This window comes from Brachybacterium sp. P6-10-X1, assembly GCF_001969445.1.
In the GTDB taxonomy this organism is placed as follows: domain Bacteria; phylum Actinomycetota; class Actinomycetes; order Actinomycetales; family Dermabacteraceae; genus Brachybacterium.
The window spans coordinates 1426752-1450137 of sequence record NZ_CP017297.1 but is presented as its reverse complement, the minus strand read 5'-3'; the positions used below and the strand labels follow the sequence as shown (position 1 = coordinate 1450137).

The window sequence follows — 23386 nt, the reverse complement described above, 5'->3', positions numbered from 1 at the left end:
CCGTGATGAGTCCCCATCCGCAGGACGTCCCGACCTCGGCCGCCGTCCCCACCGAGGTGGAGATGGTGCGCGTCGAGCACGTGACCAAGCAGTTCTCCCTGCGGCATGACCACTCGCTCAAGGAGCTGGTGTTCTCGGCGCTGCAGCGCAAGAAGCTCGCCGACACCTTCCTGGCCCTGGACGACGTGGACCTCACCGTGCACGCGGGGGAGACGGTGGGGCTGATCGGCTTCAACGGCTCGGGGAAGTCGACTCTGCTCAAGACCATCTCCGGGGTGCTGTTCCCCGATCGCGGACGAGTGCAGCTGCGCGGGCGGGTGGCCGGTCTGATCGAGGTCGGGGCCGGCTTCCACCCCGATCTGTCCGGCCGCGAGAACGTCTACCTCAACGGCGCGATCCTCGGCATGGACCGCGAGCAGATCGACGCGAAGTTCGCCGAGATCGTCGCTTTCAGCGAGATCGAGGAGTTCATCGACACCGAGGTGAAGTACTACAGCTCGGGCATGTTCCTGCGGCTGGCCTTCTCGGTGGCGGTGCACACCGATCCGGACATCTTCCTGGTCGACGAGATCCTCTCGGTCGGTGACGAGCCGTTCCAGCGCAAGTGCCTGGAGCGGATCCGGGAGCTCCAGGAGGCCGGGCGGACGATGGTCGTGGTCTCCCATGAGCTGGAGATGCTCGAGAAGCTGTGCACGCGCATCGTCGTGCTGCGTCGGGGCACGATCGTCTTCGACGGGGACCCGGAGCAGGCCGTCGCCACCCTGCGCGCCGACTGAGCAGCCCCGTCGCAGCGGTCAGTCGCCGCCCGCGCGCGCGGTGACCGCTTCCTCCTGGGCGCGGTCCTCGCCGACCGCGACCTCCGGGCCGACGATCCCGCCCCCGGCCAGCAGGGCGGCGAACACCGCGGGGGCCGTGGCCAGCCCGTCGCCCGCGACCAGGAGCCGCGGCACGGTCCCGTCGGCGACCTGCGTCGAGAGGCTGGGCGTCGGACCGCTCCAGGCCGGCAGGTCGACGCCCAGCTGATCCGGGCTCGCGCGCACCTCCGCCACCCAGTCGTGGGCCAGGACGGGCAGTGCGCCCCCGAAACGGGGCGCGAGCGAGACCGCGTCGAGGGCCAGCACCTCGTCCGCGTCCGCGGCCAGGGCGGAGTCTGGGCGGTCGGTCGCCACCACGCGGGGGCCCGCGGGAGCAGACTCGTGCTCGTGCTCGTGCTCGTGCTCGTGCTCGTGTTCGTGCTCGTGCTCTGCGATCCGGTCCAGGACCGTCACGTCCGCGCCGAGCGACCAGGCCGCCAGGGCCAGCGCCAGACGCTTCCAGTGCGCGGGCAGGTCCAGCACCACCGCCTCCCCGGGCTCGAGGGCGAGCTCATCGTGCAGATGCCCGATGGACTTGATCACCCAGTTGGCCAGCACGTGCCCGGACAGCTCGATGCGGGCGGCCTCCCCGTACCAGGCCAGAGCGGGACGGGGCCCGCTGCGCTCGAGCGCCGTGAGCAGCTGGATGGACGTCTGGGAACTCATCGGAGATCCTCCGGGGTCGGGGTCGGGGTCGGGGTCGGGTTCGGGTTCGAGGTCGGGGGCTGGGTGATCTCGATCTGCACGGGCGGCAGGGGGGCGGCGATCGATTCCGCGCCCAGGGCGGTGCGCACCCGTTCGGCGAGCTCCCCGGCGGCGATCCAGTCCGCGGGCTCGGTGCCGAGGGCCTCGATGTCGATGCGCACGGCGGGCGGGGTACTCGGTGCGTCGGGCCCGTCCGGGAGCGGCTCGTCGTCGGTCGCCGAGGCGTCGCCCGGCTGCCCGGGGCCCGGGATCCCGTCCGATCGGTCGGTGAGAGCTGCGTCCCGACCTGCGGGCGGGACGAGGCGTGCCCTCGCGCGGCGGGCCGTGGCCCCGGGGCGGGGGAGCGCAGCCACCTCGAGCGCGCGGCGCAGGCGGTCGGCCGCGGGCTCGGGGGACATCCGCGCGATCGGCTCCTGGGCGGGGGAGAGCCCGAGGGCGACCCATACCGACTCCAGGCTGGGTCGACGGAACCAGTCCTCGCTCCCCGTGCGGGAGAGGTCGCGGGCCGGGACGTCGGCGACGGTCGCCGCCGGCACCCCGCGCACGAGCGCGGCGGGCACGGCGCCGGACTTCCCCTTGACCAGGTCCGCGGCGGCAGCGAGCTCGTCGGCCAGCGCCCGGACCGTCACACTCAGCGGGCGACCGTCGGCGTCGACGTCCCCGCGCAGGTCCTGCAGGGAGGCGACCCCGGCGGCGCCGAGCGCGATGTCCCCCACCCCCACGCGCCAGATCCGGGAGGAGGTGTCCGTCAGCAGCACGCCGAGCTGCAGGTCGAGCTGCTCGGCCAGCGCGTCTCGCAGCTGTCGGGCACAGGCGTCGGGGTCCTCGGGCAGCAGCAGGGGCCCGTCGGGAGCGTTCGAGGAATCCACCCCGGCGGCGGCCATCACCGGCCCGGAGGGGATCTGCATCACCGAGGTGACGACGTGGGTGTGGCGGCGGCGGGCGACGGTCCGCACCGCGCCGGCCTCGACCGCCGCCTCCCGCTCTTCGGGGGCCACCCGCAGCCCGGCAGCCTTCGAGACGATCTTGGTCGAGACGCACAGCACGTCGCCGTCGCGGGCCCCCAGGGCCTCCAGCGCGGGGGAGAGCAGGGTCGCCAGATCATCGCCCTCGCGGATCTCCGGGATACCGTGGACGGGCAGGACCTGGACCGCTCCCGGGGTCGGCGGGCGGCCCGCTGCGGCGCTCGCGGACGGTGCGACCTGCGGACTCTGTGTCGGGGTCACAGGAACCTCCCGGGGATGTGATTCGGCCGGACTCGGGAGGCGTGGCGCGCCGAGCGCGCTTGACGCCCCATAACTACACGGGTGTATTTTAGGGCCGCAACAGGCCTTCGGTGGTCACTCAGCAGTGGAAGGAGAGGTGGCGATGGACGACGAACATGTCAAGGATGACGCACGTGCGGAGCTGTCCCTGCTCGACCTCGCCGGGCAGGGCGCCGACGATGCGGGCATCTCATGGCAGGACGTCGAGGATGTCGAGATGTCGTGGCAGGAGCGAGCCCTGTGCGCGCAGACGGATCCGGAAGCATTCTTCCCGGAGAAGGGCGGTTCGACGCGTGAGGCGAAGAAGGTGTGCGTCTCCTGCGAGGTGCGTGCCGAGTGCCTCGAGTACGCGTTGGAGAATGATGAGCGCTTCGGGATCTGGGGCGGACTCTCGGAGCGTGAGCGTCGCAAGCTCAAGCGCCGGGCGGTCTGACGTCGTCCCCCGGTGAGCCGGTCCCACGTCACCGCCGTCGTCCTGCTGAGCGGGACGACGTCCGAACGGTCCTATCGCGCGTGCATCGCGGCGCTGGTCGGGCAGAGCCGGCCGGCCGACCGGCTGCTGGTCCTCGCCCCTACCGACCTCCCCGACACCGTCCTGGCCGCTCTCGACCAGCAGCTCGGGGACGGCACCGTCGACGACATCCTGATGACGGCCGGTTCCATCGGGCGCTCCGGCGCGATGCGCGAGGCCCTCGACCATCTCTCCCGTAGCCACGAGGCCGCGCCGGAGGAGACCGATGCCGACGGGCACGACGAATCCTCCGGGACGGACGGCGAGGACCGTCGCAGCGGCCGCCGGGCCCGCGCCGTCGACAGCGCCGCCGTCGAGCGACGGCGCACCCAGCAGGCCGAGGACCTCGCGCGCATCCCGCAACGGCTGCGTGAGGAGCGCTCCCGACCCGGACGCCGCGCCGGTCTGACCCCGGGGGCCGACGACGAGAGCTGGCTGTGGTTCGTCGTCGACGGCTCCGCCCCGGCGCTGACGGCGCTCGCGGAGCAGCTCGCGATGGTCGCCGAGGCCCCGACGACCGGCGTGGTCGGTGCCAAGCGCGTCCGGCGCAGCGACCCCGGGCCCGCCGCGGACGCGGCAGACGCCGAGGAGCGGGAGCAGGACCTGACCGCCGACGGGGCCGACGTGCTCGTCGACGTCGGCCTCACCCTCACCCACGGCGGACGCATCATCACCGGTGTCGACCCCGGTGAGATCGATCAGGGACAGGCCGACTGGCGCCAGGACGTGCTCGCCGTCGCCCTGCCCGGGATGCTGATCCGCGAGCAGACGCTGCATGAGGTCGGAGGTCTCGACCCCGACCTCCCCGCCCCATGGGCCGAGATCGACCTGTGCCGACGCGTGTGGCGCTCCGGAGAGCGGGTCGCGGTCCAGTCCGCCGCCCGCGTGCTGTTCCCCCGACCCACCCGGCCCCGCCTCGAACGGCTGCGCGAGCAGGGCACCGGCAGAATGCTGGTCCAGCTCAAGCACCGTTCCCTGGTGATGGCACTGGGACTGCTCCTGCTGCTTCCTCTGCTCACGCTCGCCCGCATGGCCGGGTCCCTCGCCGCCTCCCAGCCCCGTCGGGCCGGGATGGAGCTGCGGGCCTGGGCGGCGGCGATGCCGCGGGTGCGCCGGGTGCTCGCACGGGGGCTGCGCGACCGGCGCCGGGCCCGGGTGCCTGCCGGGCGCCTCGCCCCCCTGTACCTGCCTCGTGGGGAGGGGGCGCGCCGACGTCTCGAGGACGTCTGGACCCGCGTGTTCGCCGACGACGATCGTCGCCGTCGTATCCGCCGCACCACCTGGGGGATCTCCGGGACCCACCACGGCGTGGACGACGCCGACTACGGCCGCCACGTTCTCTGGAGCGTCGTCGTGGCCCTGTCCGCGACCGTGCTGGGCCTGGCTGCGCTGCGCGGTCTCTTCGGCCGGGGCGAGCTGACCGGGCCCGGCCTGCGCGCGCTGCCGGAGAACTGGCCCGCGGCCTGGGAGGCCGCCTGGTCCACGTGGGTCCCGGGCGGTCTGGGGGAGCGCGGACCGGGCGATCCGCTGCTGCGCCTGCTGGGCCATCTGCCGATCACCGGCTCGACCCTGGTGGAGGGCGTCGTCTTCGCGGTGGTGCCGGTCAGCGCGCTCGCGGCCTGGTGGGCGGCCGGGGCGATCACCCGCGCCGTCGGCGCCCGTCTGGTGATCGCGACGGTCTGGGCGCTCGCCCCCTCCCTCATCGCGGCCCTCGTCGTCGGGTCCTGGCCGCTGATGCTGGTCCACGCACTGCTGCCGCTGCTCGCCCTCGCCGTGGGGCGAGCCGTCGGCCTGCCCCACAAGGCATCCCAGGCGAGCGTCTCCGCGGCCGCCGCCGGGGGACTGCTGCTGCTGGTGATCGGGGCGGTCCAGCCCGTTCTGGTGCTGCTGGCGGCCATCGCGCTCGCCCTGATCGCGCTCACGGTGCCGGGGCGGCGGCTGCGCCTGCTGTGGGTGCTGCTGCCCTCGCTCGCCCTTCACGCCCCGTATCTGCCCGTCTACCTCGGCCATCCTGAGACGCTGCTGTCCGTCAGCGGGGTGCCCGCCCGTCCCGGCACAGCGACCACCACCGACCTGCTCGGGCTGTGGCCCGTCGCGCACGGGCTCGAGGGCCAGCTCACCCCGGTGCTCGGGGCGACCGGCGCGCTGCTGCTGCCGATGCTCCCGGTGGCCCCCGTCGTCCTCGGCGCGCTCGTCGCCCCGTGCCTCGCCGGGAACGCCGGCCGGGCGGGCCGCTTCAGCGTGCTGCTGGCCGCCGTGGGCCTGATGACCGTGCTGCTGGTCCGGGAGACCCCTGTGGCCGTCGCCGGCGACCAGCTGGCCCCGGCCCCTCTGCACGCCCTCCTGAGCGCGACGCTGCTGGCCCTGTCCGTCGGCGCCGCGGCGAGCTTCGACGCCCTCGCCCGGCGTGAGGCGGGAGACGGCCCCGGACGACGCGCGATCACCGGGTTGATCGGCGGGCTGGTCGCTGCCGTCTGCGTCGTCACGGTCGTCGGGTGGACGCTGCTGCTGCCCGGTCAGCTCCGCCTGGAGCGCGTCGAGGGCGGTGCGGTCCCCGCGGCCGCCGCCGACCAGGGCCGCACCGATGCCCGCTCCCGGGTGCTGGTGCTGGAGCAGCAGGAGGACGCCTCCGTCACCGCCCGCCTCGTCGTCCACGGCGGGGACACGGTGATCCAGCACGCCGCGATCACCGATGCCCGGGCCGCGGACACCGCCGAGACCGGCGCGGCCATCGACGAGGATCCCGCCGACGCCGCCCTGCGGCAGGCCGTGGCACGGATGCTGTCCACGGGCGCGGACCCGGGCGCCGAGGGCGAGCAGGCCACCTCGGCGCTCGCCATCGCCTACGTCGTCGTCGAGGGGGACCCCGGCGCGCAGGCGAAGCTCATGTCCAGCCTGGACACCTCCACGCTGCTGGAGAAGGTCACCGAGGGAAGCCGCGGCGGCATGTGGCGCGTGATCGATGCGGCGCCGCGCGCCGTCGTGCTCGGCGGTGAGGAGTCCACCGCCCTGTCCAGCGGGGTCATCGGCGCCTCCGGGGACGTCCCGGCCGCCGACGCGGAACGCACCGTGCTGTTGTCCGAACGCCATGACAGCCAGTGGAGGGCGACCCTCGACGGCACCGAGCTCGAACCGGTCGCGGTCGACGACTGGGCCCAGGGCTTCACCGTCCCGGCCGGGGAGAGCGGGCACATCGACATCCATCGCGAGCAGCCTGCCCGGACCCTGTGGCAGATCCTGCTGTACGCCACCACCGCCCTGACCGTGCTGATCTCGATCCCCTGGCGCGTGCGCACCCGTTCCGCGGAGGAGATGTATGGCTGAGAACGATCCCGGCCCCCTGGAGGATGCGGCCGATGTCTCCGGGGACCGGACCCCGCGCCGCGGACGGGCGCGCCCGGTGCTGGCCGTCGCGGCCCTGATCCCCCTGGCCGCGGCTGTCGGTGCGGTCGCCGTGTCGCCCCCGCCCGGGACCACCACGGTGACCCGGGCCGAGACCCAGTCCCAGCCCGGGCCGAGCACGCTGCGCTGCCCGGGACCGCTGCAGGTCCCGGAGGGACTCTTCACCGAGGGGGCCGACGACGAGCTCGCGCTGACCCCGCCGAACGATGCGATCGGCCTGAACAGCGTGGCGCTGGAGACCGACTCCTCGCTGCTGTTCGGCACCGTGAGCGGCTCCGAGACGCTGCAGGAGGCCGACGGCAGCGCCCGCGCTCCGTCCCTGACCACCATGGACGCCGACGGGAGCACCCTCGAGGACGTGACGGCGACCTCGAGCCTGGGGGTGGGCGTCCAGACGCTCGGGCGGAGCGAGCGGACCCCGTCGGTGCGGGCGGCCACCGCCGAGGGCTCCCGTCCCGTCGCTGATGCCGTGCAGTCCAGCGCCACCACCAGCGGGGACTTCCGCTCATTGGCCCTGACCCGCTGCGAGGAGCCCACCACCGACGCCTCCTTCCTTGGCGTCTCGACCGGCACCGGGGACAGCTCCGTCCTCGTCCTGCGCAACCCGACCGAGCGCCCGGCGACCGCCTCGGTGCAGATCTGGACCGAGGACGGCCCCGCCCCGATGGAAGGGCGCAGCCAGGTCGTCGTCGCCCCCGGGGAGGAGAAGCGGGTGCTGCTGGAGTCCGTGGCCGGAGGCCACGACGCCATCGGGGTGCACGCCTCGGTGCTCGGCGCCCCGCTGTCGATGCACGTCCAGACGACCGAACGCGACGGTCTCACCCCCGGCGGTGCCGAGATCCTCTCCCCTCTGCCCTCCGCCTCCGTCGAGCACGTGCTGCCGGGCCTCGAGGTCACCGGGGAGACGCCCACCGCTGTGCTGGCCAACCCCCGCGGCGCGGACACCACGGCGACCATCGAGGTGACCGGGCCGGACGGCCCGATCGCCGACGCCGCCGTCGAGGACGTCGACGTCCCCGCCGGGGCCGTGGTCCCGGTGCCGCTGACCTCCCTGGGCGAGGGGACCTACTCGATCTCGGTCCGCTCCCAGGACCCCGTGCTCGCGGTCGCCCGCACCGCGGCCACCGGCCAGGACCTGCCGGGGGACACCGTCGGGGCACCGATCGACTTCGCACTGGTCAGCCCGGCCCCCGCCCTGAGCACGAGCGGTCTGCTGGCCCTGCCGCAGGAAGGCGCGGTCGGTGCGCTGACCCTGGCCGCCACCCAGGACGCGAGCGTCACCGTGGTGCCGATCGGAGCCGAGGGGAACGCCGGCACCCCCGTCGAGGTCGAGCTCGCCGCAGGCACCTCCCGGGTCATCGATTGGCAGGAGCTGGCGATCGACGGGACGCGCACCCGTGCCGTCACGGTCGTGCCCAGCGTCCCCGGCGCTGTCCACGCCGGATGGATGCAGCGCGAGTCGGACGGGGCCGGCGGAGAGCTCATCTCCTCCCTGCCGGTGCCCTCCGCCCAGCTGGACGCCGAGAACGTGACCGTGCGGCTCGCCGAGTAGGAGAAGGCTCGCCGAGCAGGTGCAGGCTCGCGGCGGGCGGACTCACCCGAGCCAGGCCTCGGGGTCCACGTCCTCCGGGGATATGCTCAGCAGTGAACCGATCTGCTCGGCCAGCACCTGGCGCACCAGCGTCTCCACGTCCAGGTCATCCAGGCAGCGGGTCTGGACGGGGCGCCGATAGACGATCACCCGCGCGGGATGCTCGCGCGTCGGCGGCAGCGCCCGGCCCAGCAGCACGGTCGCGTCCTCCCAGGGGGCGGGATCGGACGGCGGGACCTCTTCGACGAGCACCTGCAGATGCGCGAGCCGACGGGGGAACCGTTCGGTCAGCGCCGCCCCCGCCTCGGCGACGGTGTCGTCGAACTGGTCCCGACGCGTGCGGTACCCCGGCAGGTGCGGGGGGATCAGGTCCCAGCGCCGGCCGCGCCCGTGCCGATCACGGCGCCGCGGCCCGGGGCGAGGGCCCGGTGAGGCGGAGGGGAGCGGTTCGACATCCATGGGTCAACCCTAGCTCTCGCGGCCGGGCCCTCCCCGGTCCGATCCAGTCGCGGATCCTGGTCCGGGCGCGCCGCCGACGAGGCGGTGCGCGGCCTGCGTACACTGCTGGACGTGCCAGCTCGTGAATGCTCCAGAACCGCCTGCTCGCGACCGGCCGTGAGCTCCTTGACCTTCGTGTACGAGGACTCGACGGCGGTGCTGGGGCCGCTGTCGCGCAGCAGCGAACCGCACGCCTACGACCTGTGCCGCGAGCACGCCACGGGCATGACCGCGCCGCGGGGGTGGGAACTGCTGCGCGTACCCGGCAGCGGGAGTGAGGTCAGCGACGATCTGGTCGCCCTCGCCGACGCCGTCAGGCCCCGGGTGGAGCCCACCGCGGAGCCCGGACCCGGTCCCGAGCCGTCGCCCCGGGCACCGCGGGACTCCGCCGATCAGGACGAGCAGCCAGGCCGTCACCTGCATGTCATCAGGAACACGCATGACTGAGCCCACCGGCCCGACCGTCGCGTCCCGGACCGGCCACGCGGATCGCGCAGATCTCTCCGGGATCCTCACGGCCGTCGACGTGCGCGGCATCGCCGGCCAGGAGCTGACCGTCGAGGTGGCCCGCGCCTTCGGCGCCGCCTTCACGGACCACCTCGAAACCCCGGCGCTGATCGTCGCCCACGACATGCGCCTGAGCTCTCCCGAGCTGGCCCGCGCCGTGATCGAGGGGGCCGTCCGCCGCGGGGCGATCGTCGCCGACGCCGGACTGTCCGCGACCGACCAGCTGTACTGCGCCTCCGGACTCCACCACGCGGCCGGCGTGATGGTCACCGCCTCGCACAATCCCGCCGCGGACAATGGTCTGAAGCTGTGCCTGCCCGAGGCCCGCCCGGTCAGTCGCGAGACCGGGCTCGAGGAGATCCGCCGCGGCGCCGAGGCCTACCTGGACGCCGGGGAGATCCCCGTCCGCGGTGAGGGCCGCACCCAGGAGCTGGACACCCTCCCCGATTACGTCCGGACGCTCCTCGAGCTGGTGGCCGTTCCCGATCGGCGCCGACTGCGGGTGGTGGTCGACGCCGCCGATGCCATGGCCGCGCTCACCGCGCCGGCGGTGCTCGGCACGCTGGACCAGGTCGAGCTGATCGGGCTCCACCTCGAGCTCGACGGGACCTTCCCCCACCACCCCGCCGACCCGCTGGACCGCGAGACCCTCCGCGAACTGCAGGAGACCGTGGTGGCCGAGGGAGCCGATCTCGGCCTCGCCTTCGACGGGGATGCCGACCGCTGCGTGGTGCTCGACGAGACCGGCACCCCGATCCCGCCCTCGGCAATGACGGCGCTCATCGCCCGGCGCGAGGTGACCCGCGCCCGCGCCGCCGGCCAGCAGCGCCCCGCCGTGGTCGCGAACCTGGTCTCCTCCCGTCACGTCGGCGAGGCCGTGCGCGACGCCGGTGGGGAGCCGGTGCGCGCCCCGGTGGGTCACTCCTTGATCAAGGCGCTGATGGCCGAGCACGATGCGGTCTTCGGCGGCGAGCATTCGGCGCACTACTACTTCCGGGACTTCTTCTACGCCGACTCCGGCATGCTCGCGGCTCTGCACGTGCTCGCGGCGCTCGCCGAGACGGACGCCCCGGCCTCCGCCCTGTTCGCCGAGCACGACCCCTATCCCTCCAGCGGGGAGATCAACTCCCGGGTGCGGGACGCCGCCGCGGCGCGCGAGCGGGTGCGCGACCACGTGGCCCGGATTCCCGAGGTGAGCACGGACGACCTGGACGGGCTGACGGTCGAGCACTGGCACGAGGAGGCCCGCCCCGAGGACCGCTGGTGGTTCTCACTGCGCTCCTCGAACACCGAGCCGTTGCTGCGGCTGAACGTCGAGGCGGAGCGCGAGACCACGATGATCCGGATCCGGGACGAGATCCTCGCGATCGTGCAGGACGAGGATCTCGCGGGTGCCGAGGGCGGGGTCGCGGCGACGGGGACCAGTGCCGCCCGCCGGGGGGCGCCCGCCGCGGAACTCACGCCGGCCGTCGACGCCGGGACGGCCGGTGGCACGGGCGGTGCCGAGGTGCCCGGCTGGCTGCGGTCGCGGCTGCGGTGCCCCGATTGCGGAGGCCCGCTGGCGAGCGCCGAGGCGGCACTGCGGTGCACACAGTGCGCCCGTCGGCATCCGATCGAGGGCGGGATCCCGGTGCTCATCGCCGGGCGGACGGATCCGCCGGCGCTCTGAGATTCCCCGTCGCCCTGCGCCGCCGCGTCCCGTCAGGCGCTGAAGGGCACCGCGCGGACCTCGGCCGAGAGCTCCACCTGACGGTCCTGGGCACGCCGCAGGCGTGCCTCGTCCCGTCGGGACCGCTCGGCCACCACGGCGGCCAGGAATTCCTCGGGATCCGTGCCCGGCGGCGGCGCGGGCGCGACGTGCGGGAGCGTGCGATGCAGCAGATCGCGGGAGATCTGCCGCCGCGAGGTGGGGTGGATGGACCTCGAGCGCGGCAGGAACGAGCGGATGTCCTGCATCAGCGTCAGCGGAAGCCTGCCGACGTCCGCCGTGGTGGCCCAGGACGTCAGCGCCTCGGGCACCTCGACCCGCTCGGGCTCGAGATCGCGCATGCGCTCCTGGATCACGACAGTGCCCGCGAGCAGATCACCGAGACGGCGGGAGCGGCGATCGATCACGGACGAGGCGAGCGCGAGCGACCCGGCGGTCGACCAGATCTCCAGCATCGCCATCACGGCGCGGATCAGGCTCTGCCGCACGTGCACAGGTCCGCCGTCATCCCGCACCACCCGGGTGCCCATCGCCAGGCGGCCCACGGAACGCCCTCGCAGCAGCAGCTCGCTGAGCACCGGATAGCCGACGTAGGCGAGCACGGAGGCGGACAGGATCGCGGCGGCGACCAGGCCGTCGTCGAGGTCCGCGCGCGCCGCGGCGACGGCGACCGCGACCGTGCCGAGGACGAGGATCCCCAGCTGCAGGGCCCCGTCGATCACGGCAGCAAGCATGCGGGCGGCGAACGAGGCCGTGCGCAGGTCCAGCAGCACCGCATCCCCCGTGATCACCGCCTCGCGGTCGAGGCCGGCCGGGGTGGCCGTCGCGGAGCCCGTCGTCGTCATGGCTCCATCCTGACACCGCGAGGCAGCCGGGGTCAGCGTCGAGCGTCGGCTTCCGACCGAGTCGGCTCCGACTTTCGTCGGCGGTCCGGGCGACGGCGGCGTCCTACGCTGAGACCGTGGACACCGACGCATTCATCGCCGTGCACCGGCCGCAGTGGCAACGGCTCGGGACCCTGACCCGGGCCCGGACCCTCGACGCGGCCGGGACCGACGAGCTGATCTCCCTCTACCAGGAGACCTCCACCCACCTGTCCACGGTGCGGTCGACGAACCCGGACCCGGCGTTGACGGCGCACCTGTCGCTGCTGGTCCACCGCGCGCGACTGCGGATCACCGGCGCCCGCATCCCTCTGTGGAAGCACGCCCGCACCTTCCTGTGGGAGGACCTGCCCGCAGCGCTGTACGCGGCGCGCTGGACCGTCGCGCTCGCCGCGGGGATCTTCCTGCTCTCCGCCGTCGTGACCGGGCTGTACTTCGGCCTGGACCCGGTGGCGAGAGAGCTGGTGGTGCCCGAGGCGGCCCAGCGCTCCCTGGTGCAGCGCGACTTCGTCTCCTACTACTTCGAGGGCGAGGCCTCGGGCTTCGCCGCGCAGGTGTGGACGAACAACGCCTGGATCACCGTCCAGGCCGTCGTGTTCGGCGCGACGGGGATCTGGCCGGTGGTCATGCTGCTGCAGAACGGGCTGAACATCGGATTGTCCGCCGGGGTGATGGGCGCCTACGGCGGCCTGGGGACCTTCTTCGTCTACATCCTTCCGCACGGGCTGCTCGAGATCACCGCCGTGCTGGTCGGCGCCGGCGCCGGCCTGCGCACCTTCTGGGCCTGGGTGCGTCCGGGCCCGCTGCCCCGGATGTGGGCCCTGTCCCAGGCCGCCCGTGCCCTGGTCACCGTCGCGATCGGTCTGGTGCCGGTGCTGCTGATCTCCGGCTTCCTGGAGGCTTTCGTGACGCCCAGCGGCCTGCCGGCCGCGGTGCGCATCGGCCTCGGCGCCGCGGCGTGGCTGGCCTTCATGGTGTTCATGCTCGGTCGCGGCGCTCAGGTGCACCGCCGCGGCATCACCGGCGACCTGTCCGAGGTGATGGTCGGCGACAGCGTCGCCACCGCCGGGTGAGAGGACGCTGGACGTCCTGCGGCGACTCCTGTCGCGTCTCCGTGGCTACTGCTCCGTCATGAGGTCCACCGTCCACGCCGACGACGTGGATCCGAGCGTCAGCGCCGCTATGGCGGAGCTCGCCGCCGAGCAACCGGTGCAGCACATCACCGCGGACCTGGCCGAGGTCACGGAACTCCCGTCGGCCGACCTGGTGCTGGCCTGCGCCTCACTGCCGTTCGTCCCGAGAGCCGAGTTCGACGTCCTCTGGGATGCCGTGAGGCGGGCACTGCGCCGAGGTGGGGTGCTCGCCGTGGACCTGTTCGGCGACCGGGACGACTGGGCGAGCACCGACGGCACCTATCTCGCACGACCGGAGGCGGAGGCGCTCTTCGAAGGGCTCGATCTGCTCTCGATGTCGGAGGTCGAGCGCGACGGGGCCTCCTTCGCCGGCCCCAAGCACTGGCACACCTACCAGGTGATCGCTCGGCGATCTCAGAGCCGCCCGGCGGCCTTCAGCGCCAGATAGGCGTCCGCGAGGGACTGCGGAGCCCGCTCCGGCGGAGAATCGACCACGTGCGCCCCGACGCGCTCCAGCGCACGGGAGACTCCGCCCCGCTCGATGCGGGCCTGCTCGGCGGCCGCCGCCCGGTACACCGTCTCCAGGTCCCCGCGGCCGGCGGCGAGCTCCTCGAGAGCCGGATCGGAGACGGAGGCGACCACCAGCGGATGATCCTTGGCGATGCGCGCTGCCACGGGCAGGAGACCTGTGTGGACCACGGAGGATTCGACGGGGGTCAGCAGCACCACCAGCGAGCCGCGGCGGGCCCGCTGGGAGATCGTGGCGGCGGCGCGCTCCCAGTCGGTCTCCACCAGCGCGGGATGGACGGCCGCGGTCGCGGTCACCATGTCGTTCAGCACCGTGGTGCGGGAGCGGCCCAGCACCGACACGTGCGGGATGCGGTCGATGCACAGCAGATCCACGCGGTCCCCGGCCTGCCCGGCCAGCGCCGTCAGCAGCAGGGCCGCATCGAAGGCGGCATCCAGCCGGGTCGCCTCCCCGAGGCGCCCGGCCGAGGTGCGGGAGGTGTCCACGACGATCAGCACGTGCCGGTCCCGCTCCGGGCGCCACGTCCGCACCACGACGCTGCGGCGCCGCGCGGTGGCCCGCCAGTCGATCGAGCGCACGTCATCGCCGTCCACGAAATCCCGCAGCGAGTCGAACTCGGTGCCCTGGCCGCGCTGGTGGATCGCGGCGAGGCCCTCGATCTCCCGCAGCCGCTGCACCCGGGAGGGCAGGTGGCGGCGGGAGCCGAAGGGGTGCAGGGCGAGCAGGCGGCCGGGCGCCTCGGCCCGGGCGGTGCGGCGGGCGAGGCCCAGCGGCCCGCGGGAGGCGATCAGCAGCACCCGCGAGCGATGCTCCCCGCGCCGGGTGGGGGTGAAGGACTGACCGATCGCTCGTCGTTCGAGCGCCGGGACGTGCAGCGCGGCCCGCTGCTGCGCCAGTCCGGCGGTGGGGTTCCAGGCGTCGCGCACCTCGAGGGAGGCGGCGCGCCGCGTGGGATTGGTCAGCAGCAGCCGACCGCTGACCTCCTGGCCCAGCCGCACCTGGATCGGCGCTTCGCGGCGCACCCGGATCGACCTCGGGTTCGGGGCCGCGAGGGCGTCGGCGAGCACGACCAGCGCCCACGCCGCCAGCAGTGCCGGCAGCACCCACCAGATCGGCCACAGCACGACCACGGGCAGGGCGAGCAGCGCGGCCAGGGCCGCACGCGGGGTCAGCGAGATCCTCATTCCTCGAGGCCTCAGCGAGGCACCGGCACGGAGGCGAGGGTCGCGGCCAGCACCGACTCGACCTGCGTTCCCTCGAGCTCCGACTCGGTGGTCAGGCGCACCCGGTGCGACAGGGTGGCCGGGGCCATCGTCTTGACGTCGTCGGGGGTGATGAAGTCGCGCCCGGACAGGTAAGCCCAGGCGCGGGAGGTGCGCAGCAGAGCGATCGCGCCGCGGGGCGAGACACCGAGCGACAGGCTGGGGGAGCGGCGGGTGGAGCGGCACACGTCCACGATGTACTGCACCACCGGGTCCTCGGCGACGACGCGGGCGACGTCCTCCTGGGCACGATGCAGGGAGGGGACGTCCACCACGGGGCCGAGCCCCATGGCGGCCAGATCGGTGGTGTCGAAGCCGCCGGCGTGGCGGCGCAGCACGTCGACCTCGACCTCGCGGTCGGGCAGCGGCATGACCGCCTTGAGCAGGAAGCGGTCCAGCTGCGCCTCCGGCAGGGTGTACGTGCCGTCGAACTCGATGGGGTTCTGGGTGGCGATCACCAGGAACGGATCGGGCAGCGGGCGGCTCGCGCCGTCGACCGTGACCTGACGCTCCTCCATCGCCTCCAGCAGGGCGGACTGCGTCTTCGGCGGGGTGCGGTTGATCTCGTCGGCCAGCAGCAGGTTGGTGAACACCGGACCCTCGCGGAAGACGAGGTCACTGGTGGTGTTGTCGTAGATCAGCGAGCCGGTGATGTCGCCCGGCATCATGTCGGGTGTGAACTGCACGCGGCGCATCCGCACGTCCAGCCCAGCGGCGAGGGACCGTACCAACAGGGTCTTGGCCACGCCGGGAACGCCCTCGAGCAGCACGTGGCCGCGGCACAGCAGGGCGACGACGAGGCTGGTCACCGCCGCATCCTGACCGACGATGCCCTTATGGATCTCGGCCGAGAGGCTCTGGAGGTCCGTGCGGGTGTCCAGGTCGACCTCGGGGCCGGCGCCGGTGGACGGGCCCGTTGCGGCGGCCGCGGTCCGGGGCGCGGCGGGATCGGCGGCGTCCGCTCCGAACGGGCTCGGGGTGGGGGCGGCACCGTCAGGGGTGTCGGTCATCGGTCGATCTCCTTCTCGAGACGGTCGAGGTCCTGGGCGAGTCGTACGAGGTCCTGGTCGCTGGTGACGGGAGTGGGGCCGAGCAGCGCGCGCAGCTGTTCGGGGGAGTGGTCGACGTGGGGAGCGAGCGCGGCCAGCAGGCCGTCGAGCGCCGATTCGCGACGCAGCCCGAGGCGGTCCGCGAGGCGGGTGGCGGCGGCCGAGCGCAGGGATGCGGCGGCCGCGTCGCGGGAGCCGGACTGCTGCAGCATCCGGGCGCGGCCGAGGACGAGCTCCTGGGGGCGCACGGTGACCGGCAGCGGTTCGACGACGACGGGCCCGAAGCGGCGCCCGAGCGCGAGCAGGGCGATCACCGCGACGGTGAGCAGCCACAGGGCGAGGGGCCCGGCCCAGCTCGGCAGGTAGCTGAGGATGGTCTGCCCGGAGGTGCTCATCGGGTCGGAGGGTGAGGGGACGTACCAGGTCAGCTCGCCGGTACTGCCCAGGGCGTTCAGCGCGAGGGCAGAGTTGTCGGCGGCCGCGACGCCCTCATTGGTCAGCAGGTCCGCGCTGCCGAGGACGAGGATCCCGTCGGCGGCGGCGATCAGGGAGCCCTCACCGGAGCGGAAGCATCCCTGGGCCTGACCCGAGGTGCGGTAGAGGGTGGAGGACCCGTTCAGCCCGTCCTCGCCGGGCACGTGGAGGGTGCGGGCACCGTGGGCGAGGTCCCCGCAGTCCGGGCCGGGGGAGACGTCGGTCGGAACGCGGATGGTCCCGGAAGGGGCGATGTCCGGGGTGATGTAGGACAGGCTGACGAAGTCGGGCTGGATCAGCACCAGGCGGCCGTCCCCGGTCTCCCGGGCGTCGGCCAGCGTCGTCAGCTGCTCGGCCGACAGCGAGCTCGGCGCGGTCACCAGCACCGTGCCGCCGTCGTGCAGCACGTCGGCGGCATCGGCCGTGTGGCGGTCCACGTCCACCTCGACGTCGAGGTCCTCGAGCACCTGCACCACGGCCTTGGAGCCCTGCGCGGTGGGGGCGTCGGGCTCGAGCGGGCCGTCACGGTAGAACCCGCGGGCGATGGAGGCCAGCACGGCGGCGAGGACCGCGAGGGTGACCAGGATGACCAGCCAGGGGCGTCGACGCTCCGCGGCGGGGGCGTCGGGCGGCGGTGGCGCGCCGTTGGTCGAGGCGTAGGCCGTGGCACTCGGCACCGCTCTGCGCGGCGGGGCCGCCGGGCTCATGAATTGTCTCCGGGACGGGCATCGGGGGTGCCGTCGGCGGCCGCGGAGCCTCCCTCGGCCTCGGCCGAGACGAGATCGGGGGCGGATTCGGCGATGTACTCGGCCAGACGCAGCAGGTCATCGGCCTGCTTCTCGCTGGTGGCACGGTGGGAGTAGGCGGCGGTGTCGAAGGCGTCGGCCCCGCGCAACAGGCCGCCACGCAGATCGGGATAGGCGCGGGCGGCGCGGCCGGCGGCCTCGTGGGCCGTCATCCCTGCGGCGACGTCCAGCAGGGTCCGCACCTCGAGGTCGCGCACGAGCGCGCGCAGGGCCAGCACGGTGCCGTCGTCGGTCCGTCCGGCCGCTATCGCGTCCCGGGAGGCGGCGCGCAGCTCGGGGGCGGAGCGGACCGGGTCGGCGTCGAGCTCGGGGGCGACCGCGAGGGAGGGGTTGCGACGGATCAGGCCGGTGCGACGCAACACCAGCACGGCCACGGCCACCAGGACCCCGACCAGCACCACGGCGAGGACGGCATGGGTGGTCGAGGTGCCGTCGATGCCGTCGACGACCTCGACGAGCCACCGCTCGATCACCCCCAGCAGCCACTGGAGGAACCCCGGGGAGTCGTCGTACTCCGACTTCGAGAGCTCATCGAGCAGGCGGGAGCGCGCCTCGTCCGGGTCCACGGGCGGGGGGCCGGCGGTGATCATCGCCCGCCGCCCCCGTCGGCGCCCCAGTTCTGCCGCGCCTGACGCGTCAGCTCGACGTCCCAGGCCTCGTGGCGCATGCGGTTGTCGGCGTAGAGGGCCGCGAACCCGGCCGAGAGGAACGGTGCCAGCAGCACCGTCGCGAGGTAGGTGCCGAGCATCGAGACGACCGTCAGCACCATCATCCCGAGCACGAGGGCCTGCATCGAGCTGGCCAGCAGGATCACGACGTACGCGAGGCCGGCGACGAAGCCGAACACCCCCGCGACCACCTGCACGGCGAGCGTGTAGATGACGTAGAGCAGCACGCCGATGCCCAGCACCCGCCACAGCCTGCGACCGGCGGTCAGGCGGAAAGCGCGAGTGATCGAGCCGGGCACCCCGGTGTCCTCGATGACCAGCGCGGGGATCGCCAGGATGGTGCGGGCCCAGACCCAGATCCCGGCGAGCAGCCCGATCCCCAGGCCGACGAGGAGCGCCCCGATGGTCAGCACGGTCGGATCCTGCAGCACCACCAGCGGCACGAGGCCGAGGGCGGTGGGCAGGGCGATGGCGAGCAGGCTGAGCAGGCCGACCAGGAGGGCGATCCCGATCGCGGGCAGGGCCAGCTGCCGCGTGCGCGAGCGCATCTGCGCCCCGGTGATCGGGTGACCGGTGGCCTCACCGATCGCGACGGCGGTCAGGGCCACGGTGACCAGGGACGCGGCCAGCATGGTGATCACCCCCGAGACCACCGAGGACCCGATCGTCACCAGGGCGTCGGAAGCGGAGAAGGTCCCGGAGGAGGCGGTGGAGGAGGCGGGATCCTCCAGCATCGCCTGCATGTCGCCCATCATCGGGATCATCCCCGCCCCGGTCGCGAGGGTCATGATCACGAAGGCGACCCCGTAGACGGCGGCCGCGAGGGAGAGCACGGTCCGTGCCCGCAGCCGGTAGATGCGCACGGCGGCCCCGAGCACCTCACCGAGAGCGAGGGGACGCAGGGGGAACAGCGGCAGGGACTGGACCAGCTCCCGACGGGGGCCGTCGGCCGGGGCGGGCCCTGCGGGTTCGGGGCCCGAGGCCGCGTCGTCCGCGCGGTGGTCGGTGGCAGGCAGGTCGGAGCTCTCGCGCGATCCCGGTGCGGTCCATCCCGTGCTCATCCGTCCTCCTGCTGCCGTACGGTCCCGCCCTGAGCGGCAGGGCCGGGGCGATGTCCTGGAGGACAACCTACGGAACCGTGGGCCGCGTACCGATCCGACGAACGTCGATGACCGCGCATCTTCCGGACACCCCCGCACCGGCCGTATGCGGGCCCCGGTCTCTCGCGGTGGCACAATGACCTCCATGACGACGCCTTCACGGATCCTCGTGGTTGATGACGACCAGGCGATCGCCGAGATGGTCGGCATCGTTCTGCGCGGCAAGGGCTACGAGGTCGCGACCTCCCCCGACGGCGCCTCCGCGCTGGAGACCTTCCCGCGCCTGCGGCCCGACCTCGTCCTGCTCGACCTGATGCTTCCCGGCATGGACGGCATCGAGGTGTGCCGTCGGCTGCGCCGCGAGTCGGGGGTCCCGATCCTCATGCTCACCGCCCGCACCGACACCGCCGACGTGGTCGAAGGGCTCGAGGCCGGGGCAGACGACTACCTGACCAAGCCTTTCGAGCCCGAGGAGCTGGTGGCGAGGATCAAGGCGCGGGTGCGGCGCGTCGACCCGCCCACCACCGAGCAGCTGGCCATCGGCGATCTGATGATCGACGTCGACGGGCACGAGGTGCGCCGCGGGGACGAGCTGATCTCCCTGACCCCGCTCGAGTTCGACCTGCTCACCCAGCTGGCCCGCAAGCCCTGGCAGGTCTTCACCCGCGACGTGCTGCTGCGCGACGTGTGGGGTTACCGCCACAGCGCGGACACCCGACTGGTCAACGTGCACGTCCAGCGTCTGCGCTCCAAGATCGAGCACGATCCGGAGAATCCCGGGATCGTCGTGACGGTCCGCGGCGTCGGGTATCGCGCCGGAGGCGCATCCTGAGCACGTCGGACCGCCCGTGAGCACCGTCGGGCGCGGCGCGGCACCGGAGACGCGCGCCGCGCTGGTCACCCGGGCCGTCGACCCGCGCAGCTGGCCGCTCGCCCTGCGCGTGGTGCTGGTGACCACGCTGCTGTCGATCGTCTCGATGCTGGCGGTGGGCGCCTATCTCTCCTCCGTCATCGCCGACGGGCTGTACGAGCAGCGGCGGGACCGGGTGCTCGAGGAGACGGTCGAGGTCCGGCGCGAGCTGACCGATTCGCTGACCCAGCTATCGGGTGCCACCAGCACTCAGCAGCAGGATGCGGTCAACGCCTTCGTCCAGTCCGCCGGCGGCCGCGGTGGCGGGGACCGTCGGGAGGTCGCCCTGGTCCCGGTCGAGACCTCCGGGATGGTGTTCCCGGTCGCCTCCTCCGACCGCACCCTGTTCGAGGAGGTCGACGACGAGATCGCCGACGCCGTCTCCGAGAACCCCGAGGCCGTCTCCTGGCGCTCCATCGGCCGCGAGGACTCCGAGGGGCGGACGGTGCCCGCCCTGCTGATCGGTACCCGTGTGATGGTGCCGGGGGTCGGCTCCTACGACCTCTACCTCGTCTACTCTCTGCAGGAGGAGCAGGACACGCTGGCGTTCGTCCAGCGCGTGATCCTCGGCGGCGGCGGTGTGCTCCTGGCGCTGATCGTCGGTATCGCGATCGTGGTCGCCCGCTTGGTGACCACTCCCTTGAAACGCGCAGCGCACGCCGCGGAGCGCATCGCCGGCGGCGATCTCGACAGCCGCGTCGAGGTCGCCGGAGCGGACGAGCTGGCTCGGGTGGGGGATTCCTTCAACGACATGGCGCGCAGCCTCGCCCAGAAGGTCGACGACCTCACCGAGCTCTCCCGGCTCCAGCAGCGGTTCGTCTCCGACGTCTCCCATGAGCTGCGCACTCCGCTGACCACCATCCGCATGGCGTCCTCCGTGCTCGACGGGCGGCGACTCCAGCTGCCCGACGATCTGCAGCGCACCGTCGAGCTGCTCGTGGCGCAGGTGGAGCGGTTCGAGGTGCTGCTCGGTGACCTGCTGGAGATCTCGCGCTTCGACGCCGGGGCCGCCGAGCTGGAGGCGCGTCGGGAGGACCTGGACGCGCTCGTGGTGCGCGCCGTCGACGACGTGCGTCCGCTCGCCGGTGCCCGCGGCTGCCTGCTGGACGTCCACCTCGCCGGCCACGGGATGGACGCCGTGGTCGATGCGCGCCGCGTCGACCGGATCCTGCGGAACCTGCTGACCAATGCGATCGAGCACGGCGCCGGCGGTCCCGTCCTGGTCCAGACCGCCGCGAACGACGACGCCGTCGCGGTCCTCGTCCAGGATCATGGCCATGGCATCTCCCCGGAGGCCGCCCAGCGCGTCTTCGACCGCTTCTGGCGGGCCGACCCCTCCCGTGCCCGTACTCTGGGAGGCACCGGCCTGGGGCTGTCGATCTCGGCCGAGGACGCCCGGTTGCACACCGGATGGCTGCAGGCCTGGGGCCAGGAAGGCCGAGGAGCGGTGTTCCGCCTGACCCTGCCGCGCCGGCCCGGGGGGATGTTCCTCCGCTCTCCCCTGCGGCTGGAGCGCAGCTTCGACCGGGACCTCGATACGGCGGGCACCTACTCGGTGACCGGCACCGGGGAGATCCCGATCGGCCCCGGGCTGCTGCCGGACCTCCCGGACCTGTCCGACCCTGCGCGTTCCGCCGCGAGCCCGGACACAAGCCCTGCTGCACGTCCTGACGCGAGTCCTGACCAGGAGCCGCCGACCGCCGGAGGAGACCGATGACCCCCGCTCGCCGTACCGTGCTGCACGCGGCCGGGGCCGTCACGGTGCTCGGTCTCGGCTCCGCCTGTGCCCGCATCCCGACCTCGTCCCCGGTCTCCAGCCGCCCGCTGGCCGGGCGCGCCCAGCCGGGCGCGCCGTACGTCCAGGCGCTGCCCCCGCCGCAGGACGCCACGGCGCAGGCCGTCGTCGCCGGGTTCGTCCAGGCGGGTGTGGGATCCGAGGAGAACTTCGCCGTGGCCCGCGCCTATCTCACCCCCGAGAAGCGTCAGGACTGGGACCCGAGGGCCGGGATCTCGATCTACTCCAGCAGCCAGGAGCTGGAGGTCCGGGAGATCAGCGACACCGAGATGGTGCTGGTGCTCCAGGTGCTCGCTCTGGTGGACGGGGCCGGGAGCCGCAGTCTGCTCGCCCGTCCCGTCAACCGGGAGGTCGAGGTCGCGATGGAGCTCGTCGACGACCAGTGGCGGATCAGCGAGGTGGCCGACGGGATCTACCTCTCCGAAGCGGCCTTCGAGACCCTGTACGCCCCGGCCCGGCTGTACTTCCTCGACGCCCGCAGCATCCACCTGGTGCCCGACCACCGCTGGTTCTCCCTGCAGCGCGGCGCCTCGGTGGTGCTCGAGGCCCTGACGGCCGGCCCCGCCGCGTTCCTCCAGGGTGCCGTGCACAGCGAGGTGCCGGACACCTCGGGGGTCACCGACGTCGAGGTCGCCACCGGGGCCGACGGCACCCCGGAGATCACCGTGCCCACCGCGGTCGTCGCTCTGCCCGCGCCCGCCCGTGCCGCGGCCCTCGCCCAGCTCGAGTTCTCGCTGCGCTCGGTGCGCACTCTGTCGGGGGTCCGCCTGGTGCGCGACGGCGAGGAGTACTCCTCGACGGCGGAGTCCGGGGTCGACCGGGCGCTGCCCGGGCACCGTCCGATCGCCGCCGGCCCCACCGGCATCATCTCCCTGGCGGATCCCAGCACCGACGAACCCGCGAACCAGCTGGTGCCCGCGCTCGCGGAGCGGGAGCTGACCTCTCCGGTGATCGCCCAGGACGGCGTCCTGGCCGCAGCGCTCGCCGACGGCGCCTCGATCGTGCTGGTGGCATCGACCGACGACTCGGTGCCGCGGCGCGAGGTGGCGACCGGCGGTGTGTTCGTCCCGCCGCGGATCGATGACGCGGGCTATGTATGGACCTCCACGCGGCGCAGCCCCGGCGTGCTGATGGCCCTGGCCGGCAGCGGACCGCAGGACGACGCGCAGGTCGAGGCAGCCTGGCTGAAGGGCCGGGACGTGCTCACCCTGGACCTGGCGGCCGACGCCACCCGGATGGTGGTGCTCTCCGCGGACGCCGCCGGTTCCCGGCTGGATCTGTGCGCGGTCGTGCGCGACGAGGACGGGGTGCCGCTGTCCCTGACCGAGCCGGTGCAGGTGCGCACCTTCCTCACCGACGTCATCCAGGCCAGCTGGTACGACGAGGTCGCCGTCATCGTGCTGGGCTCGGATCCCGGCACCGACGAGCTGCGGGCCCAGGTGGTCGACTTCGCCACCGGCCGCGAGCCGCTGCCCGCCCTGCGGGAGGACGCCGACCGCCTCGCCGGGACCGTCGTCGGGGAGTCGATCTGGGCCGGGACCTCCGACGGAACGCTGCTGCGCAGCGACAGCGGCGGATGGACCACCGTGGACCTCGACGCCCACGACCCCTGGTTCTACTGAGGACGACGGCGGTCGGAGCTCGGCCCCCGAACGGACCGGTGCCCCGTCCTCCCCAGTCCGTGCCCGTCCACACCCGGCTCCCCGCCCGTGCGGCCCAGGGCGACGGCACGATG

20 protein-coding genes are annotated in these 23386 nt (G+C 73.6%); 11 read left to right on the top strand and 9 right to left on the bottom strand.

The genetic code is table 11. The annotated features are described in order from the left end of the window. Positions 1–5: 5 nt before the first annotated feature. On the top strand, positions 6–776 hold the full coding sequence (locus tag BH708_RS06670) for an ABC transporter ATP-binding protein (protein ID WP_076807585.1): 771 nt from the start codon (positions 6–8) through the stop codon (positions 774–776). Between the two features lie 18 nt (positions 777–794). Here BH708_RS06670 and BH708_RS06665 read toward each other — a convergent pair whose 3' ends face one another. Together BH708_RS06665 and cofE are read right to left on the bottom strand one after the other, a co-directional pair. After that, the gene (locus BH708_RS06665) at positions 795–1520 is read right to left on the bottom strand and encodes a TIGR03089 family protein (protein WP_076807583.1); all 726 of its coding nucleotides are present in this window, start codon (positions 1518–1520) and stop codon (positions 795–797) included. Beyond that, positions 1517–2785, bottom strand: a complete 1269-nt coding sequence (gene cofE, locus BH708_RS06660; RefSeq protein WP_083713336.1) for a coenzyme F420-0:L-glutamate ligase — start codon at positions 2783–2785, stop codon at positions 1517–1519. The genes BH708_RS06665 and cofE overlap by 4 nt, the downstream gene beginning before the upstream one ends. 142 nt (positions 2786–2927) lie before the next feature. Here cofE and BH708_RS06655 point away from each other — a divergent pair, with 142 nt between their 5' ends. The 3 genes from BH708_RS06655 to BH708_RS06645 are packed head-to-tail and all read left to right on the top strand — an operon-like array spanning position 2928 to position 8289. After that, on the top strand, positions 2928–3257 hold the full coding sequence (locus BH708_RS06655) for a WhiB family transcriptional regulator (RefSeq protein ID WP_076807581.1): 330 nt from the start codon (positions 2928–2930) through the stop codon (positions 3255–3257). 12 nt (positions 3258–3269) lie between these two features. Next, positions 3270–6659, top strand: a complete 3390-nt coding sequence (locus tag BH708_RS06650; RefSeq protein ID WP_076807579.1) for a hypothetical protein — start codon at positions 3270–3272, stop codon at positions 6657–6659. Continuing rightward, positions 6652–8289, top strand: coding sequence for a DUF5719 family protein (locus BH708_RS06645; RefSeq protein ID WP_253705497.1), 1638 nt, complete (start codon positions 6652–6654; stop codon positions 8287–8289). The genes BH708_RS06650 and BH708_RS06645 overlap by 8 nt, the downstream gene beginning before the upstream one ends. Positions 8290–8331: 42 nt before the next feature. Here the strand turns inward: BH708_RS06645 and BH708_RS06640 are convergent, their stop codons facing one another. Next, positions 8332–8787 (bottom strand): metallopeptidase family protein, encoded by a 456-nt coding sequence (locus BH708_RS06640; RefSeq protein WP_076807577.1) that lies wholly within the window; start codon positions 8785–8787, stop codon positions 8332–8334. A gap of 84 nt (positions 8788–8871) precedes the next feature. Here BH708_RS06640 and BH708_RS06635 point away from each other — a divergent pair, with 84 nt between their 5' ends. Then, a complete protein-coding gene (locus BH708_RS06635; RefSeq protein WP_216639508.1) occupies positions 8872–9273 on the top strand; it encodes a DUF3499 domain-containing protein in 402 nt (133 codons plus the stop codon). After that, positions 9266–11002: a phosphomannomutase/phosphoglucomutase gene (locus tag BH708_RS06630; protein ID WP_076807574.1), complete on the top strand. Its 1737-nt coding sequence runs from the start codon at positions 9266–9268 to the stop codon at positions 11000–11002. Before BH708_RS06635 ends, BH708_RS06630 begins: the two co-directional genes overlap by 8 nt. Positions 11003–11034: 32 nt before the next feature. On the opposite strand, the gene BH708_RS06625 is transcribed toward BH708_RS06630, so the two are convergent. After that, positions 11035–11886 (bottom strand): RDD family protein, encoded by an 852-nt coding sequence (locus tag BH708_RS06625; RefSeq protein ID WP_076807572.1) that lies wholly within the window; start codon positions 11884–11886, stop codon positions 11035–11037. Between the two features lie 116 nt (positions 11887–12002). Here BH708_RS06625 and BH708_RS06620 point away from each other — a divergent pair, with 116 nt between their 5' ends. Next, on the top strand, positions 12003–12998 hold the full coding sequence (locus tag BH708_RS06620) for a stage II sporulation protein M (RefSeq protein WP_076807570.1): 996 nt from the start codon (positions 12003–12005) through the stop codon (positions 12996–12998). Between the two features lie 58 nt (positions 12999–13056). After that, the gene (locus BH708_RS06615) at positions 13057–13506 is read left to right on the top strand and encodes a trans-aconitate 2-methyltransferase (protein WP_157235791.1); all 450 of its coding nucleotides are present in this window, start codon (positions 13057–13059) and stop codon (positions 13504–13506) included. Here BH708_RS06615 and BH708_RS06610 read toward each other — a convergent pair. The 5 genes from BH708_RS06610 to BH708_RS06590 are packed head-to-tail and all read right to left on the bottom strand — an operon-like array spanning position 13473 to position 18907. Further along, positions 13473–14771, bottom strand: a complete 1299-nt coding sequence (locus tag BH708_RS06610) for a DUF58 domain-containing protein (protein ID WP_076807566.1) — start codon at positions 14769–14771, stop codon at positions 13473–13475. The genes BH708_RS06615 and BH708_RS06610 overlap by 34 nt on opposite strands. Before the next feature lie 11 nt (positions 14772–14782). Then, the gene (locus BH708_RS06605) at positions 14783–15859 is read right to left on the bottom strand and encodes a MoxR family ATPase (protein WP_076807563.1); all 1077 of its coding nucleotides are present in this window, start codon (positions 15857–15859) and stop codon (positions 14783–14785) included. Next, complete coding sequence (locus BH708_RS06600) at positions 15856–17079, bottom strand: DUF4350 domain-containing protein (RefSeq protein ID WP_076807561.1); 1224 nt, start codon at positions 17077–17079, stop codon at positions 15856–15858. The genes BH708_RS06605 and BH708_RS06600 overlap by 4 nt, the downstream gene beginning before the upstream one ends. Further along, on the bottom strand, positions 17076–17768 hold the full coding sequence (locus tag BH708_RS06595; protein WP_076807559.1) for a DUF4129 domain-containing protein: 693 nt from the start codon (positions 17766–17768) through the stop codon (positions 17076–17078). Before BH708_RS06595 ends, BH708_RS06600 begins: the two co-directional genes overlap by 4 nt. Further along, the gene (locus BH708_RS06590) at positions 17765–18907 is read right to left on the bottom strand and encodes a glycerophosphodiester phosphodiesterase (protein WP_076807557.1); all 1143 of its coding nucleotides are present in this window, start codon (positions 18905–18907) and stop codon (positions 17765–17767) included. The genes BH708_RS06595 and BH708_RS06590 overlap by 4 nt, the downstream gene beginning before the upstream one ends. A 175-nt stretch (positions 18908–19082) precedes the next feature. Between BH708_RS06590 and mtrA the strand changes: the two genes are divergently transcribed. From mtrA to BH708_RS06575, 3 genes are read left to right on the top strand one after another with little or no spacing between them, the layout of a single operon-like run. Further along, complete coding sequence (gene mtrA, locus BH708_RS06585) at positions 19083–19778, top strand: MtrAB system response regulator MtrA (protein WP_083713335.1); 696 nt, start codon at positions 19083–19085, stop codon at positions 19776–19778. A 16-nt stretch (positions 19779–19794) separates the two neighbouring features. Continuing rightward, the gene (mtrB, locus tag BH708_RS06580) at positions 19795–21573 is read left to right on the top strand and encodes an MtrAB system histidine kinase MtrB (RefSeq protein WP_083713333.1); all 1779 of its coding nucleotides are present in this window, start codon (positions 19795–19797) and stop codon (positions 21571–21573) included. Then, entirely contained in the window at positions 21570–23273 is a 1704-nt protein-coding gene (locus tag BH708_RS06575; RefSeq protein ID WP_076807553.1) for an LpqB family beta-propeller domain-containing protein, read from the top strand. The genes mtrB and BH708_RS06575 overlap by 4 nt, the downstream gene beginning before the upstream one ends. Positions 23274–23386 lie beyond the last annotated feature (113 nt).